21 protein-coding genes and 1 tRNA gene are annotated in these 23,100 nt (G+C 40.7%); 10 read left to right on the top strand and 12 right to left on the bottom strand.

What is annotated here, in order from left to right:
• A partial coding sequence (locus tag WC753_03505; GenBank protein MFA6080515.1) for a hypothetical protein occupies nucleotides 1-324 on the top strand: 324 nt, incomplete at its 5' end.
• 24 nt (nucleotides 325-348) lie between these two features.
• On the opposite strand, the gene WC753_03510 is transcribed toward WC753_03505, so the two are convergent.
• The 4 genes from WC753_03510 to WC753_03525 all read right to left on the bottom strand — a co-directional run bounded on the left by WC753_03510 (nucleotide 349) and on the right by WC753_03525 (nucleotide 2,615).
• A complete protein-coding gene (locus WC753_03510) occupies nucleotides 349-636 on the bottom strand; it encodes a YdeI/OmpD-associated family protein (protein MFA6080516.1) in 288 nt (95 codons plus the stop codon).
• Between the two features lie 20 nt (nucleotides 637-656).
• A complete protein-coding gene (locus tag WC753_03515; GenBank protein ID MFA6080517.1) occupies nucleotides 657-1,373 on the bottom strand; it encodes a VIT family protein in 717 nt (238 codons plus the stop codon).
• 76 nt (nucleotides 1,374-1,449) lie between these two features.
• The gene (locus WC753_03520; GenBank protein ID MFA6080518.1) at nucleotides 1,450-2,025 is read right to left on the bottom strand and encodes a histidine phosphatase family protein; all 576 of its coding nucleotides are present in this window, start codon (nucleotides 2,023-2,025) and stop codon (nucleotides 1,450-1,452) included.
• 32 nt (nucleotides 2,026-2,057) lie between these two features.
• Nucleotides 2,058-2,615, bottom strand: coding sequence for a hypothetical protein (locus tag WC753_03525; protein MFA6080519.1), 558 nt, complete (start codon nucleotides 2,613-2,615; stop codon nucleotides 2,058-2,060).
• Between the two features lie 149 nt (nucleotides 2,616-2,764).
• Between WC753_03525 and miaA the strand changes: the two genes are divergently transcribed.
• Nucleotides 2,765-3,733 (top strand): tRNA (adenosine(37)-N6)-dimethylallyltransferase MiaA, encoded by a 969-nt coding sequence (miaA, locus tag WC753_03530; GenBank protein MFA6080520.1) that lies wholly within the window; start codon nucleotides 2,765-2,767, stop codon nucleotides 3,731-3,733.
• A gap of 1 nt (nucleotide 3,734) precedes the next feature.
• Here miaA and WC753_03535 read toward each other — a convergent pair whose 3' ends face one another.
• Together WC753_03535 and ychF are read right to left on the bottom strand one after the other, a co-directional pair.
• Nucleotides 3,735-4,280: a hypothetical protein gene (locus WC753_03535; GenBank protein MFA6080521.1), complete on the bottom strand. Its 546-nt coding sequence runs from the start codon at nucleotides 4,278-4,280 to the stop codon at nucleotides 3,735-3,737.
• A 3-nt stretch (nucleotides 4,281-4,283) separates the two neighbouring features.
• Entirely contained in the window at nucleotides 4,284-5,375 is a 1,092-nt protein-coding gene (ychF, locus tag WC753_03540) for a redox-regulated ATPase YchF (protein MFA6080522.1), read from the bottom strand.
• Between the two features lie 237 nt (nucleotides 5,376-5,612).
• On the opposite strand from ychF, the gene WC753_03545 reads away from it, so the two are divergent.
• The 3 genes from WC753_03545 to WC753_03555 all read left to right on the top strand — a co-directional run bounded on the left by WC753_03545 (nucleotide 5,613) and on the right by WC753_03555 (nucleotide 10,962).
• Complete coding sequence (locus WC753_03545) at nucleotides 5,613-6,971, top strand: hypothetical protein (GenBank protein MFA6080523.1); 1,359 nt, start codon at nucleotides 5,613-5,615, stop codon at nucleotides 6,969-6,971.
• Between the two features lie 37 nt (nucleotides 6,972-7,008).
• Nucleotides 7,009-9,885: a hypothetical protein gene (locus WC753_03550; GenBank protein MFA6080524.1), complete on the top strand. Its 2,877-nt coding sequence runs from the start codon at nucleotides 7,009-7,011 to the stop codon at nucleotides 9,883-9,885.
• 81 nt (nucleotides 9,886-9,966) lie between these two features.
• Complete coding sequence (locus tag WC753_03555) at nucleotides 9,967-10,962, top strand: hypothetical protein (GenBank protein ID MFA6080525.1); 996 nt, start codon at nucleotides 9,967-9,969, stop codon at nucleotides 10,960-10,962.
• Nucleotides 10,963-10,971: 9 nt separating this feature from the next.
• On the opposite strand, the gene glmS is transcribed toward WC753_03555, so the two are convergent.
• On the bottom strand, nucleotides 10,972-12,783 hold the full coding sequence (glmS, locus tag WC753_03560) for a glutamine--fructose-6-phosphate transaminase (isomerizing) (protein ID MFA6080526.1): 1,812 nt from the start codon (nucleotides 12,781-12,783) through the stop codon (nucleotides 10,972-10,974).
• A 167-nt stretch (nucleotides 12,784-12,950) separates the two neighbouring features.
• Between glmS and WC753_03565 the strand changes: the two genes are divergently transcribed.
• The 3 genes from WC753_03565 to recJ are packed head-to-tail and all read left to right on the top strand — an operon-like array spanning nucleotide 12,951 to nucleotide 16,201.
• Nucleotides 12,951-13,253, top strand: a complete 303-nt coding sequence (locus WC753_03565; GenBank protein MFA6080527.1) for a hypothetical protein — start codon at nucleotides 12,951-12,953, stop codon at nucleotides 13,251-13,253.
• 8 nt (nucleotides 13,254-13,261) lie between these two features.
• Nucleotides 13,262-14,557 carry a thioredoxin domain-containing protein gene (locus tag WC753_03570; GenBank protein ID MFA6080528.1) on the top strand — a complete coding sequence of 432 codons (1,296 nt, stop codon included), beginning with the start codon at nucleotides 13,262-13,264 and terminating at the stop codon, nucleotides 14,555-14,557.
• A gap of 9 nt (nucleotides 14,558-14,566) precedes the next feature.
• Entirely contained in the window at nucleotides 14,567-16,201 is a 1,635-nt protein-coding gene (gene recJ, locus WC753_03575; protein MFA6080529.1) for a single-stranded-DNA-specific exonuclease RecJ, read from the top strand.
• Nucleotides 16,202-16,245: 44 nt separating this feature from the next.
• Here the strand turns inward: recJ and WC753_03580 are convergent.
• Nucleotides 16,246-16,321: transfer RNA gene (locus WC753_03580), tRNA-Lys, on the bottom strand.
• A gap of 124 nt (nucleotides 16,322-16,445) precedes the next feature.
• Between WC753_03580 and WC753_03585 the strand changes: the two genes are divergently transcribed.
• A complete protein-coding gene (locus WC753_03585; GenBank protein MFA6080530.1) occupies nucleotides 16,446-17,693 on the top strand; it encodes a DUF4215 domain-containing protein in 1,248 nt (415 codons plus the stop codon).
• Between the two features lie 92 nt (nucleotides 17,694-17,785).
• The gene (locus WC753_03590) at nucleotides 17,786-18,715 is read left to right on the top strand and encodes a CorA family divalent cation transporter (protein ID MFA6080531.1); all 930 of its coding nucleotides are present in this window, start codon (nucleotides 17,786-17,788) and stop codon (nucleotides 18,713-18,715) included.
• Here the strand turns inward: WC753_03590 and WC753_03595 are convergent.
• From WC753_03595 to WC753_03610, 4 genes are all read right to left on the bottom strand, one after another.
• Entirely contained in the window at nucleotides 18,712-18,948 is a 237-nt protein-coding gene (locus tag WC753_03595) for a DUF167 domain-containing protein (protein ID MFA6080532.1), read from the bottom strand. The genes WC753_03590 and WC753_03595 overlap by 4 nt on opposite strands.
• A gap of 11 nt (nucleotides 18,949-18,959) precedes the next feature.
• Nucleotides 18,960-20,858 (bottom strand): DUF4153 domain-containing protein, encoded by a 1,899-nt coding sequence (locus WC753_03600; protein ID MFA6080533.1) that lies wholly within the window; start codon nucleotides 20,856-20,858, stop codon nucleotides 18,960-18,962.
• A 406-nt stretch (nucleotides 20,859-21,264) separates the two neighbouring features.
• Nucleotides 21,265-22,380 carry a hypothetical protein gene (locus WC753_03605; GenBank protein ID MFA6080534.1) on the bottom strand — a complete coding sequence of 372 codons (1,116 nt, stop codon included), beginning with the start codon at nucleotides 22,378-22,380 and terminating at the stop codon, nucleotides 21,265-21,267.
• A gap of 5 nt (nucleotides 22,381-22,385) precedes the next feature.
• On the bottom strand, nucleotides 22,386-23,060 hold the full coding sequence (locus tag WC753_03610) for a queuosine precursor transporter (GenBank protein ID MFA6080535.1): 675 nt from the start codon (nucleotides 23,058-23,060) through the stop codon (nucleotides 22,386-22,388).
• Nucleotides 23,061-23,100: the final 40 nt, after the last annotated feature.

A 23,100-nucleotide genomic window follows, 5' to 3' on the forward strand; every position in this document is an offset into this window, starting at 1 on the left:
CAGAAGAATATTGACGCTGTCCTTGCTGGAACTATTGTGTGTGAGGTCACAAAGAAGCCCTTTAAAATAATTCAACAAGAACTTCTTTTCTACATAGAAAACAGCATTCCTATTCCTACTAAACATCCTGATCAGAGACATACAGAAAGAATGGATCTGAGAAATCCAAGGAAACTCTATGAAAGCGTTTGTTCTGAGTGTAAAAAGGATATAATCACTACCTATGCACCGGAAAGACCTGCCGTTCGAGGCTCTGAAGAGCCCTCAGGCTCCTGAAGAGAGAAAGTTCTTTGCGAGGAGTGTTATAGGTGATTAGTGTACTAATCTGAGGTAGTATCTGGAAAAATTTTAGATCTTTTTTCAAAACCATTTTGCTGCGTTTGGCCTACGATGAGGACATCCTGGCCAGCAACATGGCCTTTTTTTGCCATCTGCAATATCTGCACACAAGCGCTCGATATGTTCTTGTCTGGTTTCTGCCCTTTTTACGATAGTTACCCAGCAAATCCATTCATTGCGTGCAAGAGGGGTGAGCGCATTCCATTTTTCTCTTACTTCCGGATGCGCTAAAAGTACCTCTTTGAGATCATCAGGTACTTCATGGATGACGCCTGTTGCGATAAATTCTTGTTTCATAGTGATTTTTCCAAAAAATATTACACGACATTCACTCCAAAGAGGTATCCAACAAAGTTTGTAAGGAACATGGCAGCTGCACCCCAGAAGACCACACGGAGAACTGCTTTTGTAGCGCTTGCTCCTCCTGTCTTTGCGGAAACAGTTCCTAAAATAATCAATGAAACAATAGCGGCTCAATAGAGTGTATACACCATAAATTGTATTGGTGCGAAGAGAGTTATCATAAATGGGAGGATACCGCCACTGACGAATGCTATTCCAGATGACCATGCTGCCTGCCCAGGTCGTGCTTGACTGGACTCGGTGATGCCGAGCTCATCTCTCACATGTGCTGCGAGTACATCGTGATCCGTCAGTTCATGTGCTACCTTTGTCGCCGTTTCTTGTGATATTCATCTTCTGGTGTAGATCTCGACCAAGCGTCGAAATTCTAACTCGGGCGCCTCTTCGAGCTCCTGTTTTTCTCGGAGAATATCTGCATGTTCGATATCGGTTTGAGAGCTCACAGACACATATTCTCCCGCTGCCATAGAGATGGCTCCAGCGACGAGTCCTGCCAGTGTCGCGAGTATCACAGGCGTATTACTCGTGCTCGCAGCAGCGACACCGATAGCGAGACTGGATATCGAAATAACCCCATCATTTGCTCCGAGCACAGCAGCTCTGAGCCAATTACTTTTGTGAATATAGTGTTCTTGGAGATGTTCTTCCAGTGTTTGTTCGCGAGTATGCATAGTTGTTACAGTATAGTGTGGGATGAGGGAAATTCAATTTTTTATATTAAAAAATTTTTGAAGAGTAATTAGGAATTTATCTGACTACATCTTTAATAACTGTGTAATTTTTTATAATACCCCAATCACAGAAATCATTCTTTTGTGTTCTCTCATACACTTGATCCAATTGTCCCAATAGTTGAGAAAAATACAAGTTTATCGTAAAACCGTGTCCACACACAATAATATTTTTTCCTTCATATTGGGTATCAATTTCTTTGATTTTCCGAGAAAATCTCTCCAAAGCATGAGATGCGGATTCCCATTTTCCCTGTGGGGTTTGATACGGTGTATCTAAATTCATTAGGCATTCTTTAACGGCGTTTTCATACTCATCAAATTGCATGAAACCACCTGTATCTCTATCTAATTCACTGATTTCATCATAACAAATGATCTCTTTATTGAGTTTATCAGCAAGCGGTTTTATTGTCTGATAGGATTTTGTTTCTCCAGAGGCAATTATGATATCGGTATCATAGAATCTACTTTCATTGAGCAGATTCTGTGATTGCTCCTCTCACTTTGAGGATAGCACCCATTCACTTATTGGTTTTGTGTTGTCGACTTGAGTTTTGCCATGCCTGATAAAATAAAATGTATTATTCATATGTTAAACACTAAAAAATAAATACCTATTTTCTATATCCATCCAAATAATTGTAAGATTGTAGTACAATTTTCTTCCGCTTCTTTGATACAATCATCGAAAGTAAGTAAAGCCCTTTTTTGATTCATTTTCTGGATCACTTTATCTACTGCTTCTTCAAAAGGAACTTGCCTTATTCCTAACTCATGTAACAAAATCAGACTTCCTTCAACAGTCACGAACTTGAAACATTCTGCATTTTTTACAACTTCTGCAACTTTTGATTGAGTCGGAACCTTATCATGATGTGCTTCGATAGCATTGAGAATTATTGCTTGTTCATGTTCATCAACGCCCCATTCATCCAAATATTTTTTTACAAAATCAGAGCTTAATTTCGGATGATTTTTTTGAATATCTCCTTTCCAAACCGTACTAAAAATAGTATGTGCAAGATATAATGACGATAAAACCAATCTCTCATCAGTATTGTATTTTTTTGAAAGCTCTTTTCCTTTTTTTATGGCCAGCTCTGTCAATAACCATGCAGGAGCTTTATTTTTTAGAGTTTGCTGACGCATCAGATCTTCAGATAATTTGATAATGTCCATATTGTTGGAATAAAATCCTTTTAAATAAAAATATTTGAGTGTCTTAATCTTGTTTTTTTGAAACAGCAATACTATTCTCTTCTTTTTACACTGAATTGCAATCATTTTTCTCATCTTTGCTTTCTCCTACAAATCTCTACAATATCGCTATGTTTTCCGATATCTCCACATGGCTTAATATACTATCCGATAAACCAAAATTGCTGGTTGTTTATTGACCGACAGCATGCGGTAAGACGGCTTTGACAGTAGAGCTTGCTCGGCAATATAATGGCGAGGTGATTTCTGCGGATTCTCGGCAGATTTATCGCCGGATGAATATCGGAACTGGGAAAATTACACCAGAGGAGATGCAGGGAATACCACATCATATGCTCGATATTCGAGATATCTCTGAATCATATTCTGTGGGGGAATATGTACCTGAAGCAAAACGCATAATTGCTGAGATTCATAGTCGTGGAAAACTTCCGATTCTCTCGTGAGGAACGGGACTTTTTATTGATGCTATTATTGGGAATTTTGACCTCTGACGTGCAGAGCCAGATTGGGAGCATCGTGCAGAACTGGAGAAGATTCGTGAGGCAGAGTGAGAACAAAAATTGTGGGATATGCTTGCCGAGATAGATCCTGACTATGCAGCAGAGTTAGACCCAAGAAATTATCGCTATGTGATGCGAGGATTGGAGGTATTTCGGACGACAGGGAAGTCAAAAAAATCTGATAATCGACTCGGAGAATGACAGTATGATACATTTTTTGTGACGCCTTTTGATGGTGATCGAGCGGGATTATATGAACGCATCAATGCCCGAGTGTTGGGGATGTTTGAACAAGGACTTGTCGAAGAAGTTACTCATTTAATACAAAGTACATTCGCCGCGGCGAACAAAGTACAAAGTGAAGGAAGTGTTTTCTCTCCTTCAGAAATACTGGAAAAATTGCCAGGACTCAATGCGATTGGCTATCGAGAAGTGATTGATTTTTTGGCGTGAGCGAAGACTCTGCCGGATGTAATAGAAGCGGTGCAGACAAATAGTCGACATTATGCAAAGCGACAACTGACCTGGTTTCGTCGGTATCAAACAGAAAAAATTGATGGATTTTTTGGAGCGTAGATTACTTCTTTTTTTCAGGTATTATAAGGGGGTTTAATGGCTCCTCTTTTTTTGGAAGGGTTTTCTCGACAGCATCTTCGAGAGCTTCTTTTACCGTCGATTGAGCTTCCGTTTCGGTGAGAGGTTTTTCTGCTGTATTTTCTGCAGGTGTTATTTTTTCTATCTCGCCTGTTTTATTTGCTGTAATAGTTGCATCAGGCGTGATGACTTGTATAGCGGGTTCTACACCATGAGGATTGATAATGACTGTGTTCCTTGGCTCCTTTTTTCCTGTAATAATTTTATTAACTTTGGTAGTAATAGTGCTTGAGGTGGTATCTATTATGAGAGGTGCTCATTTTTTTTCTGCCTGTGATTGCATTCCAGATATTTCTCGAGCATCCTTCTCATCTATATTTTTGCGAACAAGGAACCATATAGAAAGAGCAAGAACACAAGAAACTGCTTTTTCTATTCTTCTCTCCAACTTATTGGCTGGTTGAATCCGTTTTGGTTTCTTTCGAGTTGTCGGAAATTCTTCATCAGAAAATTGACTTCTTCTAGACATAATTTATCCTCAAAATTTAAAAACTACTGTATCGCCCTCTTGCATCACATATTCCTTGCCTTCCATACGGACAAGTCCTTTATCGCGGGCACCAGCCCAGCCACCGTTATCGGCGATATCTTTCCAATTGGCAATTTCTGCCTTGATAAACTTTTTTTCAAAATCCGTATGGATTTTTCCTGCTGCTTGTGGTGCTTTCATACCCTTATTGATCGTCCAAGCACGTGCCTCGATTTCACCAGCGGTGAAATAGTATTGAAGCCCAAGCGTGTTAAAACACGTTTTAATGAGTTCATCAACAGGATTTTTTGTGAGTCACATATCTGCAAGAAATGCTTTACGATCTTCTTCGCCAAACTCCATCATCTCCATCTCGATTTTTGCGCAAATAGTCACTACCGGAATTTTTGTATCAGTCATTCCTATCTTTGCACGGAGAGTGGCTTCGTCCATTTTGAGATCAGATTCGTTGACATTCGCCGCATAGACAAATGGCTTCATCGTGAGAAGATGGAGGTCTCGTGCGAGAAGTTTTTCTTCGTCTGTCAGTTCGACTTGGATGGCGAGTTTTCCTTGATTTAGTCCTTCAAAAATTTTGGTATAAATTTCGAGAAGTTTCATAGCGTCTTTGTCTCCTGATCGTGCTTTTTTCGCGACCTCACCATCTTTTCTCTTTGTCAGCGTTTCGATATCTGCGATAATAAGTTCGGTATTGATGATCTCGATATCTCTTTTCGGGTCAATACTTCCATCGACATGATGGACATCGCCATCTTCGAAAACACGTACGACCTGGAGGATAGCATCGACTTCACGAATATGAGCAAGAAATTTATTTCCCAGACCCTCACCCTGACTTGCGCCTCGGACTATACCAGCGATGTCGACAAATTCGACCGTAGCTGGAACGACCTTCCCTGACTTCATGGTGCTTGCGAGTGCTTGCAAACGGTCATCATAGACATTTACCATACCTGTGTTAGGTTCTATGGTGCAAAAGGGGAAATTGGCCGCCTCGGCAGCATAACTCTTTGTCAGGGCATTGAAGAGGGTAGATTTACCAACATTTGGGAGTCAGACGATTCAGAGGTTCATAGAAATAAGACTAAGGCAAAGGAACAGGCTAAGGAAGGAATATTTGAAAAAGCACAGAGCAGAAAGCAGAAAGCACAAAGACCGAAGGTTCGCTGTGGCGAAAGGTATTGTTGGTTAGGGTAACTTATGAAACAAATTAAACGTATCAAACCTATTAAACTTTTTGGTTGTATTCTATGTTTTTCTTCTCTTTTGCAACTATTTGCTTTTTGGGAGAAAATGGGGTAAAATTTTTGTATGTCTGAAACTCCAAAAGATTCGTCTCCTGTCGTTCCTGCGAAAAAAGATCTTCCAAAACAAGGAGAGTCAGTGTGAAATAATCATGAATCTCTCAAAAAATCTCCAGAAACAACCGAGAAACCAGAAGAAAAACTTGTATCAATTAATAAAAAAGTACAAGATACATACAATTCCTATGCTACCGATAGAGCTCGACTCGCATCATGAAAAAAAGATTCATCCGAAAAGTGAGCGCATGATGATGAGGATGAAAAAAAGGCACAAGAGCAGCTGAGGATCAAAGAAGACGCATTTAAGACTATTGAAAAAACATATCAAGAGGCCATTGCTTCTGATGTTACTGCAAAAAAAGAAGAATCTACATCAGAAGAACAGAAAAAAATCGAATGAGCATTTCTCACAAAGAGTGTCACAGACCTTCATTATAGCACAGAACCACTTGATGAATCTCGAGTCCAATTTTTGGCAAAGACCTTTCCAGAAGCATGGAAGGACGCTATTGTGAATCCAAATATTGATCTGAGATCCAATACAGAACTGGCTGTGGTCCGAGAGAGAATTCAGGGAAAATTGCGCACCACGGAAGAAGAGATACTCAAAAATTCTGCGTGACTCTCAAAAGAAGAGGTGACAAAAAAATTAGCGGAAAATTTCCAAAAAGTCACTGGAATATCTACCAATCAAGAGACGTTTAAAAAATATGTTTCCGAGCAAGTAGATTCACTGCCAGTCGATAGAGGATGAAGGGATACTTCATCAGAATCTTTTAGTCCTTCTGCGACACAGGGTTTTTCTGCAGGGTGATCAGCAGATGTGCCAAGTGCTGATAATGGTGCAGGGGATATACCACCTGTCGAAGCTTCGCAAATGACTATCGCGAGTTATCAGTGGCAATGAAGCTGATTTAAGATGCGATGACCACTGAAGGACCTTCCAAAGGGTACCAAATGACCACCAAGTCTCTTGGCAAAACTCGCAAAACAAGGAACTAATCCAGGAGGAAGCACCGGAACGTGTTATAAGTCTGTCAAAAATCATCTTTGTGCTGCCGGATATGTGGAGTCGAGCTACAAAATGACCCAATGAAGCGCTCAAAATGCAGCCAGTGATCTCCAGAGTATCTGATTTTCAAATGTCTGACCAAATATCTGAAATGCACAGGTTGGCGATGTGTGTGTCTACTCCGGATGAGCTCACGGCCATATTGAGATCAAAACGGGTGATGGTTATGCGAGTGATTTTTTTGCAAGCCATCCTTCTGGAAGAAAACTTATCGGAGTCTGGAGACCACCAGTATCGGCACCAGTATCACCACAAGATATTGCATGAACAGATAAAAATTCTCAGATGTCCTAGATTTGCAATCCAAGTAAAATTAGGGTAAGATGAGAGCATGGCCGATAGAGAACATTCAATACCTGATAACAAAGATACTCCCCCTAAAGCAATTCCCGTTTTGGAGCAGGCGAAGTGAGTCCAGAAATGACTAGAAAAAAAAGATACAAAATCTCAAAAAACTGATATTGAAATTAAAAAAGAAACACCTGAAAAAGAATCAAAAAAATCAGATAGTACACCCGAGCAATCAAAAAGAATGAAAGATCGGGAAGAGATGGATTTCAAGTATCAAAAACAAAAGGAATTATTGGAAGCAAAAAGAGACGCGAGTACTATGGGTGAAAATCTTGCCGGAGTATTTCCGTTCGTACGGTGAACATTGGAATCTAACAAGCCCCTTATAGACATATCAATACAAGACGCCGAAAAAAAGTTTTCTGATTCTTTTCGGTTGAGGCACAATGCTATAATAGCTGAAAAGATATGAGAAAAAAACTTGGCAGATATTTCTCCGGAGGCGCGAGACGATGCCTATAGAACGATGTTCATAGGGAAGATTGACTCTCAGAATTTACCCGATAAAGCAAAAAAAATAGAGGAAGCTAAAAAATATCTCCTCGAAAAAGAAAAAGAATTTCAAAAACTTCCGCCAGCTGAACAAGAAAAAAAGATTCTTGAGAGAGTTGTCGAGCAGCAAACCGATGTGCTTGTGCGCGAAATAGAAGTATTTAAAAAACTCTCTCCAGAAGAGCAAAAAAAGCCAGAAAATCTCAAAAAATTACAAGATGTCGCCGGAGAGAAGACGAATCTGTTAGAAGTATTGCAAGACGAAAAAGTAAAGGAACAAATCATAAAGAGCATCCAAGAAAAAGGTATGGTAGAGAGCGGTATTGATCCTCAGAGCGAAATAGGTAAGAAACTTATCGAACTTTATGGCAGAAATATTCATGAATATTTTGATCCTTCCGGAGTTTCTATAGATAATGATATCACAAAAATTTCTGACGTTGTGCCATGAGCGTATATGGATATTTTGGTTATGCCATCATTTGATATACAAAATAATCCAGCCCTCAATAAGAGTCTTCAGGAAGCTCGAGATGCTTTTAAAACACGTAATTTTGTACAAGAAGTACGTCGAGAGGACTATCATTCCCCAGAAGCATATTATGATGCCATGAGTGCTGTGGCAAAAGAAAAAACAGGTTTATCACTCGATATTATACAAAAAAAAGCTCAAAATACACGGGGGATAGATTTCGAGAATATGAACCCTTCTTTGAAGCGACTTCTGACTTTTTTGGCACCATTCGGTGCCTCCTTTTGTGGTCCTCCTCAAAAAGATTTTTGGCAGTTTATCATGGATCGAGATGGATTAGCAAGTCCAGGGAATGACATGCGTTTATCAGAGGCAAGCAGATGACTCAGTGATAGTAATCGTGATGTGAGTTATAAGAGTGATGTGATGTCAAACATTGACGGAGTTTCTGTTGATATAGGTCCTATACAGGGTTGGGAGTGAACTGATTATGGAACCAATTATCCAGGATCTCCTCAGTCAGGATTTACGATTTGATATGGGTATGATCTTCGATTCAATACTCCGACTGATGTTGAAAAAGATTGGGGGGGAAAAATCGATAAAAAATATATAGATGTTTTGAAATCTTATTGTTGAAAAGCATTTAGTTTTGATGGAGCGAAAAAACTTCAAAATGAGCTCGAAGCAGTAGGTGGTTTCAAAAATTTCCGTTCCGCTATTGATACTGCAAAATGACCAGTATTAAAAGAGATTACACTTCCAAAATTTATAGCACAAACAAAACATATCTATCCACAAATTGTTAATCTACAAACCCCTGCACAGACGGCTCTTGTGAGCCTCGTATACAACCGTGGTCCAGCCCTTTCTGGCAGTGGACGTGGGGAAATGCAGGAGATTCAAGATCTTCTCAAAACATTACCAAATTATTCTAGTAGGCCATGAGATTTTTATAAGAAGTTGGCACAATTATTTGAGAAAATGAACCAGACTAAGAGTAGTTGGCCTCGTGGGCTCAAAAGACGTCGAAATGAAGAAGCAGCTCTGATACGCACATGCAGTGCTATCAAGACAGATGGAGAAGTGAAAGATTTTATAGCTAAACAGTGAACAGAACAATGAAAATGAGATATGCTTCTGAGACCATGAATTGATACCTCTCGTGCTCAATGAGAGTGAATTTGACTTGCTTGAGCAGAAGAATTATCAAAAAAACAAGAGTCTTATTATAAAAAAGATGGCTCGGGGAACATTCTCAAATGAGATAATGGTGAAAAAATGCACAATATGGATTGTATGCAATTTGTGAATGAATTTATTCGTGGCAGTGCTGGTGATTGGCGAGTTGCTCGAGAATATCAGGCCCAAAAATATGGCAAAGAAGATCTCTGGAATGTTTCTATGCAAGCTATGGAATTCGTGGGTCTTGGTGGAGCAAAAATGCGTGATAAAAATTGAGTCCTTAAGCGATGAGATAAGAATGATCCAACCACAATAGACTACTACATTGAGGAAAATATCATCGAGCGTGTCCGTGTTGCATGAGGATATGTGAAACATCCAAATAATGAAAATCTCCATTATTATAATTATTCTTATCAGCATGCAGGAAAATGATGACCAGAAGCTATAGTAGATGATATTGTTGCAAGACTCAATAATGGAGAACAAGCTGTGATGTGAGCGACTGGTGAGGGGACAAATAAACAGGGTCATGCTTGGATGGTATTTAAAGAAAATGGGAAACTTCGCATGTTTCATAGTGGAAATCATGGTGGTAAATGACTAGAGGACTGGAAAGTAGGTGAAGTAAGTGATTTTGTCGCGTGGCTCAATCTGAGAAAAGTCGCCCATCCTAGCGAAGCCATTATTTTTGCGAAAAAAGGATAAGAGAAGTTATTTTTCTAAAATGTAAATACATCTCCTAGTATCAGATTTGCGTCTCGGATCAAAGAGAGGCACTATGTATCTATGTGAAAATTTGACTCCCCTTCATTTCAGCCACCGAAAAAACCAGCTCTTGTACAGTTTGGGCATAATCTATGGAATAATTTAACAGGGAAAAACGAGCGTTCCCAGACCGCGATAGATAACTCACTGATAAAGAAACGAGAAGTTATCAAAAAACAGTCTTTCAAAGAGCGCCGTAATATCATGAGTTCACAGTCCATAAATACCTATAGAGCGTGAGAAAGACTCTCTCCTCAGGAAACAGCACAGAAAATTCGAAATATATTTGGTGATGTATCGAGTGTGAGTATTCCGCGGAGTAATGGTGGTGCTGAGCTGGCTTTTAAAAAATCAGATGGTCTTTATTATTTTTCTGGAAAGAATACACCTTGCTATCTTGGAAAAGGTGAGACAGTTTCAAAAAATACTGAAAAAAAGGAAGCTATCCCGGCTTCTGCAAAAAGAGTACAAGTGGAGACTCAATGAAAAATCAATAAGCTTTTGCCATGGAACTGGGGGAAAGGCGATATACGTGATACTCTTCTCAGCTCTCTCGGAGATGGGTATTATGCCAATCAAGATAAAAAAAATAATTGTTGACCAACAGCATGTGCGATTGCTGCGGCACGTTTGGTCAAAGGTTTGAATCCCTATAAACTCCGAGACATATTTACAAGAGCCGCTCCCTGAGCAATGTCATGGGATGCGCCAAGCCGTTTGCTTCAGCCCATGGGTCTGAATGTGCAGTCCCGATCCTCGCTGTCTCCTTCGGATATTGACTCACTTCTTAACCAGGGGAATGTCATATTGGCTTCGGCAACACCCAAGAGTGGCCTCACTACATGAGGTCATATCATCGCACTTACCGGTGCACGAGGTGCAAATCAGTGGGAAAATTCAGACCCAAATATTCGAAATATACAAAAATGACTGGGAATAATATGACCACAAAATCTCATGAATTGATGAGCAAAACAATACTGGATAGTTTCTAGAGGGAGTAATGCTGTAGCTTAGATTTTTTTACTACTCCACCGTCACACTTTTTGCGAGGTTACGGGGTTTATCGATGGATGTTCCGAGCTTCAGTGCGGCATAATAGGCAAGGAGCTGACATGGTACCACTGTCAAAAACGGGAAGAGTGAATCGAGCGTACTTGGTATTATGATGCTAGCGTCTTTATGATCTCCTATAGTATAGACTAATCCTTCTCGTGCTTCTACTTCATGTATAGCAGAAGCGGTCTTATCGTAGAGTGCATCCTTGGGATGCAGGACGACGCTCGGGTGTTTTTTATCAATCAGGGCGAGTGGTCCATGTTTGAGTTCTCCTGCTGGATACGCCTCGGAGTGAATATAGGTAATCTCCTTGAATTTGAGCGATCATTCGAGTGCGATAGGGGATTGGTAGTAGCGACCGAGAAAAAAACAATGTTCATATTGGGCGAGTTCTTCTGCTATTTTCTGAATGGTTGTGATATTGCTTAGCATGGTCCTGATTTGGTCTGGTATTTGCCTAAAGGATTTCAAAATACGAGATTTTGCCAAAACGTCGAGATTTCTTCGTTCACCAATAGCGATAGCCATCATCAAGAGGGCAGTTATCTGAGCAGTGAATGCTTTGGTAGAAGCCACTCCTATTTCTTTTCATGCATGAGTAAAAATCCCTGCGTCAGTTTCTTGAGAAATAGTTGATCCGGGAACATTGACAATACCGAGCGTCATCACTCCTCTATGTCTTGCTTCACGGAGGGCTGCAATAGTATCAGCAGTTTCTCCCGATTGAGAAATAACCAAAAGAGCTGACTCTGAACTCCAAAATTGTTTACTATATCGGAACTCCGAAGCAATCTCTACTCGTGTGGGTATTCCTGCTATTTCTTGCAAAAAGTTTTTCCCCACCAGTCCTGCATAATAGCTGGTTCCACATGCCACGATAATAATCTCTTTTTTTGTGAGGAGTTCTGGCATTATTTGTTTGATGCCTCAGAGCGTGACTTGTTCCGTCTCAAAATTGATACGTCAGCGGATTGTATTTTCTATGACTTCGGGTTGCTCAAATATCTCACTCAACATCGCATGAGCAAAACGACTATCTGTTGTGTCTGCATGAAATATCTCGAGTTTTTGTGCTTCTTTTACAAGTGTTTCTCCTGTAGCGAGCTCAATAGTAAAAGTACCATCACGATTTAGTATGGCGAGTTCTCCATCGCCCATTTGCACGACACTCAGTTCTTTTGCAGGGAAAGCGTGTGGATCAGACGCCACCATAATGCCGTCATCTACGGTGCTCAGGAGAAGCGGAGATCATCGACGAATAGCATAGATGTGCTCTGGGTGTTCTGTGGCGATAATGGCCAAACCATATGTCCCTGTAACTTGTGAGAGTGCCATAAGTATTGCTTTCTTGATATCTCAGACACTTTGAAGACAGTATTCAACCAAATTAGCGAGCACTTCACTATCTGTCTGTCCATAGAATGTGTAGCCAGCTTTTTGGAGTTTCTCCGCCAGCTGTTTATAGTTTTCGATAATGCCGTTATGAACAAGATAAATCATCCTATTCATCGAATAATGGGGATGGGTATTTTCTCGAGTTACGCCACCATGAGTGGCCCAGCGAGTATGCCCAATGCCAACAAATGCTTCCGATTTCTCAGGAATATGGGGAAGAAGATGACCTACTTCTCCTATTTCTCTCACGAGAGTGAGAGTATTGAGAGAGTCAATAGTTACAAATCCAGCAGAATCATATCAACGGTATTCGAGATTTTTGAGCCCTTGGTATATATGATTTTCTGGTGATTTATTCCCTATATATCAGACGATTCAGCACATAGATAAAATTATTAGATGCGAGGAGAATTATAGGAGATTATTTTTTTTCACAAACTAACTTGGTTTGGGTCGGCTCATTTTTTGTCAATTCTCTTTCTCGGAAATTCATTGACTCTCCTCTCAGCGAGACTATACTGAGACCATTGTAATTTTTAACCTTTTCTTTTATGGGACCACAGATTATTATCCAGATAGATGATTCTGTAGAGCATGATCGTGAGGTCATTCATCGCCTCGTTGGCATGGCTATGGGGAAAGTAGATTCATACCTCAAAAAATATGAAAACAAGCCCGACGCAATAGCTCGTATAGAGTTTTTTGTGAAGAAAAATAGCGATGATTCATTTCATGGGAAACTGCATGCCAATATCGATGGACAGATTATCCTCTTTGATCGTGAGAATTTTCGAAAACTGGATGATCTTATCAACCACGCATTTCAACATCTCAAAGAGCAACTCTCTAAGTAATTTATTCTATGAAAAAATTTTCACTTCTTTGTACTTTGTTCGCCGCGACGAATGTACTTTGTACTTTTGCTTACACGAGCAATGACTTCTCAAATGCTACTTATTTAGCCAATCAGGGTACAATCGTTACACAAAGTAGCGATACTCAATATCGACTCGACGATAGAGTGCTTCGTCAAGAAATTATTGGAATGGCACTCAAAATGAAATGAGTTATATTACCAGAGAATTATTCTTGCAAAAAATATTATTCTGATACTACGAACGGTGGTTGGGTCTGCGCGGCGATAGAAATAGCAGCTGATAATGGCATCATCTCTCGAGAAAATGCAAAGGCACGTCCGACAGATTTTGTCACACGAGCAGAAGCGCTCACGATTCTCCTCAAAACTGGCAAAGTATCACTGACTTCACCAAGAAGGGTGACGCAAGCTGACGGGTCAGTCTGGAGTCTCTACCAGGATCTTAAAAAGCTCTGATTCACACAATGGCAGGCAGACATGATGGATTCACTCCCAAATTGTCTCATTATCAATCATGGGGTATCTTGTGAAGATGGTGCGGATTCGAATACTGCAATTGCTCAATTTAGGCCGAACGTCTTCGCACTTCGTTCAGAGGTCTTTGAATTTGCCGCGATTATGTCTGGATTTATTGCGGAAAATAATGCAGGATGAATACTGGATGACCTCGATATACTTCTTCCAAAAATGATAGTGGCACCAAAGACTTCACTCATTTTACAAGACTCAAATCATCTCTCTACTGAGACGATCAGATCTCTTCTAGAAAATGAACCAATACAAACAATCTCAACATCTCCTACAATAGTATTGGTAGTATTCTCGGATCTTGAGTGTCCATTTTGTGGAAAACTTTTTCAAGATGTTCTCGCTCCTGTAATCGCGGATGCTACGATGAATACGGCACTTATCTATAAACAGTTTCCGCTTCCATTTCATACTTATGCCTATGATTGGGCTGTCGAATCAGAATGTGTTGCAAAAAATCTTTGAAGCAACCCCTATTTTGACTATGTACATACCCGTTATGCCGATCAAACTGCATCAGTCTATGATATTGCTCCAGGTCTTACGACGGCTCAGATGGATGCTTGTCTTACCGATGACATCATTGCGCAACGTATCAAAGATGAACTGGCACTCGGAGCTCTTTATGGTGTCAATGGTACACCTACGACACTTGTTATCAATATCAAAACTGGTTACTATGAAATCATAGTCGGAGCATATCCCAAGGAGACATTTGATACAGCTATCACAACTGTGAAAGACCACCAATAAGATTTTTTCATGATTTCTTTCCGCTGAAAACGAGTCATAGTAGAACATAAGACTCATCCTAATAATATCGTGGAAGTATTATTAGCTCTGCGCAATATGAATGCTGCGGGTATCCATGCAGATATTGTTCATGACCCATTTTTATTACCCGACATTCAAAACGCCATTGCAAGAATACTCTCAGCGAAAAAATCGGGGGAACGTGTGATGATATTTGGGGATTATGATGTCGATGGTATCTCTTCTACAGCTGCCTTGTTTCTCTTTCTACGAGATGAGTTTGGTATGGATGTCTCGTATCGACTTCCTCATCGTGTTCGTGATGGGTATGGGATGAAAGAGTATCACATCGAAGAAATAGCCGCTACAGGGTCCAAACTTCTTATCACGGTCGATTGCTGAACGAAAGATATCGAACCGATCAAAAGAGCATGAGAACTCTGACTAGACGTCATCATCACAGATCATCATTCATGCCCAGAAATACTTCCAGAATGTGTCGCTGTCGTCAATCCACGTAGAAAAGATTCTCTCTATCCATTTCTGGGGCTTTCTGGCTCAGGTGTGGTTTGGAAGCTTATACACGCGCTTTCTCTTACCTACTTTTGAGAAGAAAAAACTTATGCGATTCTCCAAAAATATGTCGATATCATATCGCTCGGTACGGTCGCCGACTGTATGCCTATGCTCGATGAAAATCGTACCATTGTACGTAGGTGATTAATGCAGGCGCGAGATTCACATCATCCATTTTTCCAAATCTTTTCAGGCATTCTGAATCGACCTATTGTAACGGAGGAGGATATCGGTTTTTTTGTCTGACCGATGCTCAATGCGGGTGGGAGAATCACGACGCCTTATCAGAGTATCAGTGCTCTCCTCGCCTCATCACTGGATGCCTATACTCGTGTACAGGACTTGATGGTAGTCAATGAAACACGAAAAAGTCTTTCACGCGATGCATACGAAAGAGCCATAGAAGATGTGGATTCTTCTGCGCCATTTATTATCTATATTGATGAAAATCTCGAACACGGACTCCTCGGCTTGGTTGCTGGGAAACTTTCAGAAATGTTTCATCGGCCCACAGCCGTATTTACCATCGATGGTGATCATTATGTTGGTTCCTTGAGGGCTCCAGAGGGTATTGATCTGGTCAAAATCCTCGATGCTTCTTCTGAATATATTCTTCGCTATGGCTGACATGCTGGTGCAGCAGGATGCACTATCATGCGTGATATGATGCCTCAGGCATGTGAGAAGATTCTTCTTGCAACAGAACAATCGTACACAATGCAGGACTTTATTCCCACTTTGATGGTGGATACTGTCTTAGATATGACAAAAATTGATGTTTCTTTTATGCAACAAATTGAGTCTTTGCGCCCCTTTGGGATGGGATTTCGATCACCTCTTTTTATGCTTCATGATATCACAAGTGCTCTTACACCACTTGGATCGACTGGACAACATTTCAAATGGGAGATAGAAACAAAAGGGCTCGATATTATCGGTTTCAACCTCGATGACATAATATCTGAGCTTTCGGACACGCCGGTACATTTAATTGGGAGACTTTCAACACGTACCTGGAGAGATACTATTACTCTCCAATTTCAAGTGATAGATGCCGTGAAGGCATAAAAAAACTTCTGAAAAGAAGTTTTTTTACGGTCTCTATGATTATTTGGTGGGAACGCTGGGAATCGAACCCAGGACCATCACCTTAAAAGGGTGCTGCTCTACCGATTGAGCTACGTTCCCAAATATATCCCCTCATGTGCGCGTGAATATAATAATAAAATTGTATTTGTCTAGTAAATAATAATAAAAAATATTTGACGACTATCAGATAGTATGGTACTGTACTCCAGTAATCCCTTATTTTATGCGAAAAACATTCTTTTTTCTTCTTGCTGCTTCTAGTCTTCTCGGTACTGCTTTTGCATACGAGATGTCTTCTTGTCCAGTCGGTTCTGGTTGTGACAGGTGTTTTCATGATACTCTCCAGGGCACAAATACCTCCACAGGATATCTCATACCAAGAGCATGAGTAAAAGAACAGGTTGATACGGCTACAAGTACTATTTTTGCTGAAGCATTCCAGTGAGTTAGTGTTACCCCCATTGGTGACATCAAGCCAAGCTTTAGTCTCAACGGTGGACCGAGTACTACGACTTGGGCTTGGGCGACTATGAATGGTTCTCTTATCGTAAAATGAACAGTTCCGAGCTCAATAGATTATGTGAGTCCGGTGTATCGTATCAGATATACGACGAAGTCTTATACAGTCGATAGTAATAATCAAAAAAATACTGGTACTGATCTCACCTATAATACATGTTCGTATTTTTATATTGATGCTCCAGTATCACAAGCAACAAATGGTCAGTGTAGTTCTTTGGACACATTTTACGTTTCTAATCCTAAAAATTCTTCTCTTTCTGGAGAGACACTGTGTACAAGGGGAGCATCAAGTAGTGTTACCTATAGTTCTGCAAACGAACGATGGTCTTATACCTGTTATGGTACAAATGGATGAAACAATGATTCCTGTATTGTAGACCTTGATGCAAATACTGATCCATCATGTCGTATCGAAGTCACAGATACGACTGGTACAGTTCCATTTGATTCTTCTTTTTCTTGTTCTGGAAATCCACAATGAAAAACGGCTCTCGTTATCAGCCGAAGTGGTACTATCATCGATGCTTTTGAATGAGATACACAGTCATATACCTTTGATGATTCAGGTACTTATAGTGTTTCTTGTTATCCCGATGTCGTAAATGATCGCTCCAATGTGTGTAAAAAAACAGTTTCTGTCTCTGGAGACTGTGGAAATGGCACAGAAGAATCTGATGAACAGTGTGACGATGGCAATACAGCTTCTGGTGATGGATGTAGTCATACCTGTCAACTCGAATGAGATAATGGTGCTGTCTGTGGAAATGGTGCTGTCGAAACTGGAGAACAGTGTGACGATGGTAATATCGAAAATGGTGACGAATGTACGAGTCTCTGTCAGGACACCGCTCCTGATACTGGGCCTGTTTCTGCACTCTTGGCTACCTTACTTCTCGCTCTCGTGGGTGCAGGATACTCTCTGTACAGAAAAAGCAAGATTGTTGCATAAGTACTCTTCATAAAAAAGAATCTCCAAAATGGAGACTCTTTTTTAGTCCTCTACCTTGCAATAGCTATATCTTTTTCTATAATTCTCGCACTATGCCTCCTAGATTTCTCTCTAAAGATTATACAACCTTTCAATACTACGAATATCGTGGTCTTGATGAATTTTTGAGAGAAAAACTTATACATGAATTTCATATTCATGAAGAGGATATCGAGGACGTTTTTTCACCAACACAGCTTTCAAAATTTGAAACTCGTAAAACCTATCTCTATTTTGCGCTCCAATTTCCGAGCATTCGTCCTGATAATCATCGTATCCAGACTCAACAAATACACGCTTTTGTGAGCAAGAAATTTCTTTTTGTGATTGATGAAGATGGTTTCTCAGCACTCAAAGATTTTTATCTTACTAGGAATAAGCTTGTTACCCGTGAACAATATAATAGTTTTGATCTTTTTTATGAGCTCCTCGATATCTCAGTTGTGAGTATGTTTCAGTTGCTCGACTCTGTCCATTTTCGAGTAAGAGAAGTGGAAGAAACACTCTTTTCTGAAGAACCACACGAGAGTGATCATGTCTCTGAAATCCAAGATATCAAGAAAGCTATTATTAATTTCAAGTTCATCCTCTCTCCACTCTATGAGCTCTTGGATGACATCTTGAGAAAAAATATTACCTTGATTGATGAAGTGAGTCGTGAAGCACTTGATGACTCTCTGGATAAGATCAAAAAACTCAATAATCGCCTCGATAATTTTCGGGAGACGATGAAACTCCTCACGGAGACAAATGAGATGCTGATTGCTCGTAGTACCAATGACAATATCCGACGTCTGACCCTCATCAATGTATTGCTCCTCTGACCGAGTGCTATCGGGGCCTTCTTTGGCATGAATGTGCATTTTGGTTGGATGACTGTTTCTGAAACTCAAAATCTGCTACCTGTTACTGTTGTTATTGTATTAATGATAGTTTCTACCGTTGGGATGTTTCAGTTTTTCCGATATAAGAAGTGGATCTAGTCAGTGTTTATTTCTACTACTTTTTCTCGCGATGTATGTCCGTGGAGTATTGTGATGCGTGATTGAGGGGCTTTGAAAAACAGAGAGAGTGCTTTGATAAGTCCTCGATTTGCCTCACCATCGATAGGTTTTTCGCGGATTTTTACTACCAGTGTTTTTTCTCCGAAGAGATTTTCTACCCATTGGATTGATTCACTCCGACTTCAGGGCTTAATATGGACCGTGATTTTCATCAGTTGAGGATTTAATTGACGAGGGCATACCCTATTATATTTGCGTACTCCTCTCTATCTTTTCCTATAAACTTCGGGTTTTTAAATGAGTAGGCCTGGAAGATGAGTTTTATACTGCGATTCTCTGCCTCTAAAACAAAGGTGAGATCATCAGAATTCAGAGTATTATTATCGCTATTATTATATTTTTTGAGAAGCTCTGCATTGATTTCCCGGAGAGAAAATATGGTCTCTTTTCTTTTTTCCTTGAGCGTTAGCTCTTCCTTATCAACATTTATCATCACATATTCTGGTATTAATACGGTGCCAGTGTCACCTGGATAGTAGCCCCTGATCATATAGAGGGTATCGTAACCTGCCACATTGAGTGGACGATCATAGATGTCGCTTTTCTGAGAGCCATATGTCAGATATTTTCTTTCGTCATTGATGCCGAGAGTCTCTCGCCACTGTATATTGATTGCCTGCGTCACGGCCGATAAGACTGTCCAACGATTCATACCTATATAGGGCTTGTCTTTGTTGTAGGGATTCTCGATCCAATTTTTTTCATCGAGCTTGTTTGCTTCTGTGAGGACACTCGCAAAAAGAGTCTGTATACGTGCACATTTTTCGAAGCCACAGACATACTCAATGCCTGAGTAGATACTATTTTCCAAAGCAGGATCGAGTGAGTCAGAGGATTTTGAGATGATCCCATTATTGAGAATTCACGCTGTTTCGAGATTTTTAATAAGGGCGCTGTATTGTCGATTGAGGGGGAGCTGGTAGACTCACCAAGGACCGACGGATATTAGGAGCGTAATGACGGTTAGTGTCGCAGGAATCACGGTTAGTGACTTGACTTTATTAAAAACGAAATAGAGAGAAATAATTGTGAGCCATATCCCAAATATTACCACAAAATATCGGTTCATCGTCAAATCATATTGATTGATACGTAGTAGAATAGCATATCCGAGCATAGGTATCTGAGGGATAACGACAATAGGAAAGAGTCGACGATAGAGTCACACGGTAATATGCTCTTCCTCGTATGATTTTGAGAAGATATATCCGAGGTAGCCAAAAATGGAGAATCCGATAACGAGCCAGCTGACTTCTCATTTTGGCCAATCAGAGATATTTAAGAGAACCTTGACACTATAAGCGTAGAGGATACAGAAATAGAGTGTCACAAATGGAATAACGATAAAACGGATGACAAAGGCAAAAAATTTATTGGTATCATATTCTCTCTCTCTGACCTCTATTTTTCTTGGGAGGTGCATCAGTCCATAGAGTGGCGCTGCGAGAGCAAGTGCTGTGACAGCCCAATTCTCATACATCTTCCACTCATTGATGAGCGCATTGAGATCAAAAAGTGTCCCTACTGCCCCGATAGCGATACTCCCGAGTGCCATCACGGCCCCTCAGACCAAGCCAGACATCAGAGATGCCCATGCGACTTGTGTAAAATAATTCGTATATTGTATAACATCTTTTTCTTTTTGTGCACGACGCAGGAGAAATGGCGCAAAAAATATCCATGCGATAAAGCCCACGAGATGGAGGATAAATAGTACGATGTCATCATTGAAAAAACCACTATTCGTATCCATATATCGGATAGAGAAGTAAAAACCGATACCATAGAGGATAGGAAGCACTGGCATCCATCTGACATATTTGTTTTCACTATGAGATTCACCAAATATCGCGATTCCCACAGAGAGAAAGAGGGTGACAATGAGTGTCATGATGACACGGAGTATCATATCAGATTCAAGAGCATTAGGATTATTGACCTGATACCATATAAGCCCTGCATTAGCGAGGACTAAAACGGCTGGAATCGGAAAACGCGTCCAGAGTGCCTGGGCGATTTCTCCGAGATTTTTCGGAGAAAAGAAAGAGAGAAAGTTTTTCATAGACTAATAAGTGTAGGTAAGAGGATATATGAGTCAATACCTGATACTTTATTCTTGCTGGACTTTATAAAAATGGTATTGCAATTATTTCCGTCATCCTGTCCGCCTAGGCGGATCGAGGCCTGTCCCGCCAAAGGCGGTGGTGGAATCTTATTCCCGTCATCCTGAACTCGATTCAGGATCTAGGTGATAACTCATACCGATTCGTTCTTGTACTTTTTCTGAAAAAAGTACCGGAGAAGTGAGTGAACCTCACTTCGAGTAGATTACAATATAATGGATCATTCGGGGGACAAAAACTCGCTATAAACCAAGTTCATCGAATATCTTTTTTCATCCCGCTCAGACAGTTTGTCCCCCAAAACCCCATTTCTGTATAGGGTCTTTTATGTGAATTTAATATTTATTACCTTAATCATTCCTTATACCTCCCGACTTTTCCTGAGAGCTCGAGAAGCTCGGCGCGAGTGTACCATTTTTTATGGATAAAGTCATTTGTAAGGAGAGCATGTTCCATTCAGTAGCTAATATATTTTTGATACCATGGATTTGTTTTTTTCGTCGTTACCGGCAGTCCTGCGGCATCTATAATTGTCGAGAGAACGGCGAGATTGCGTACCATATCATCCTCGGGATATTGCTTGATTTCCTCGCAGGCAGCATCGGTAGGGGAGAAAAACTGGCACATAGCGAGGAGTTCTTTATAGACGACATTTTTCCATGGTTCGACATTCGCTGTCCATCCTATTTTTTCCGGAGTCCAACCGTTTTTGAGGAGCCACGAGACATCGGGGGAATAATTCGCTTCCACGTAAATATCCGTGAGCGGAGCCAGTGGTGTCTCAGGTTTGATAGGGATAAACCCGCGCTCGGGATCAGTCGGGACGAGATAGACTGGGCCACGAAATTCTGTTCCGAGACTGCCGGAATTGACGTATGGCTTGATATGATCAGGTACTTGAGAAAATTCAGTGGGTCCGAGCGGTGCTTCCGCAGTAATACCAAAATAATTCACAAAATTTTGTGCGAGATTTGGTCTTTTTTCGAGATGTCCTTCAGCGACATTACAACCATTAAATCGTATACTGCCTCCAGGAACAAACGTATTGGTTGGAAGCTCGTAAATCGATGCCGCGATATAGTCACGGTCCACTCGCGGATCATTGGCATAGAGCGCACCATTGATATTGGGTGCTTGATTGATATAGAGTCCGACACTATTCCCATGACCAAAATATTCGAGATGCTCTATCGGCCCATTTTCTGCGACATACGCTCGCATCGCACTGATAAATTCATCTCCGCTATGCACGGTATAGCGCTTTCCATCATGTGTTTTTGCGTAGGTATCGGCTGCTCTTTGAAACATCGACCCTGATGGTCCACCTTCACCGATGATTATTAGGACAGGTTTTTTTGTTGTCACTTCTGCTGTCGGAGCGATGGCCGACGAAGTGAGATTATTCCCACAACTGGTGAGAAGAAATGCTGAACAGAGAAGAAAGATCAAAAACGGTTTCATAGCGTTTATTTCTTTGCCCAGTGTACTCCGAGGTAGACAAGCGGCGTCGTCATCACGGACATGCAGCACTTAAATATCCAGTAGGGAAGGATAATGCCCCATATCATCGCATGACCAAAGGTCGCAGTAAAAAATGCCAAGTAGACAAACGTCGTGGTATCGACAAATTGTGAGAGGATATTACTGATATTTGAACGAAGACCGAGATTGCCTATCTTATTTCGTAGGCGTGCGAAGATGACGATGTCGAGCAAATCAGAGAGTGCGAAAGCGATAATGCTGGCGATAGCAATACGCGTTGTCTGATGAAATATCTGATCGTATGCTGCTTCTGAACCAGAGAATATCTGACTCGCGGGGAGCCATGTCGAGAGTATAGAAAACCCAATCAGCCCCACGATACATCCGAGACCAATACGATACACAGTCTTTGCCATCTTTTTTCCATACACTTCGATGATGATATCGTTGATAGAAAATATCAGTGGCAGAAGGAGTATCGCGACGCTGACTTTGAGCTCTTTTATAAATATCGGTCAAAATCCAAAAGAGATATGATCGCCAAGCGGCACGGTTTTGATACCCAGTATTTCCGAGAGGAGGATACAGAAGATATAGATACCGACGAGGATCATCAGTTTTTGTTCTGATTTTTTTGGTTGTACGTGTTTGAGAGACATAAAAGGGAGGGTTAGGGAAAGTTTAATTAGTTTTGTTGGC

This window comes from Candidatus Gracilibacteria bacterium (assembly GCA_041660965.1).
Lineage (GTDB): Bacteria > Patescibacteriota > Gracilibacteria > BD1-5 > JAGOOR01 > JAGOOR01.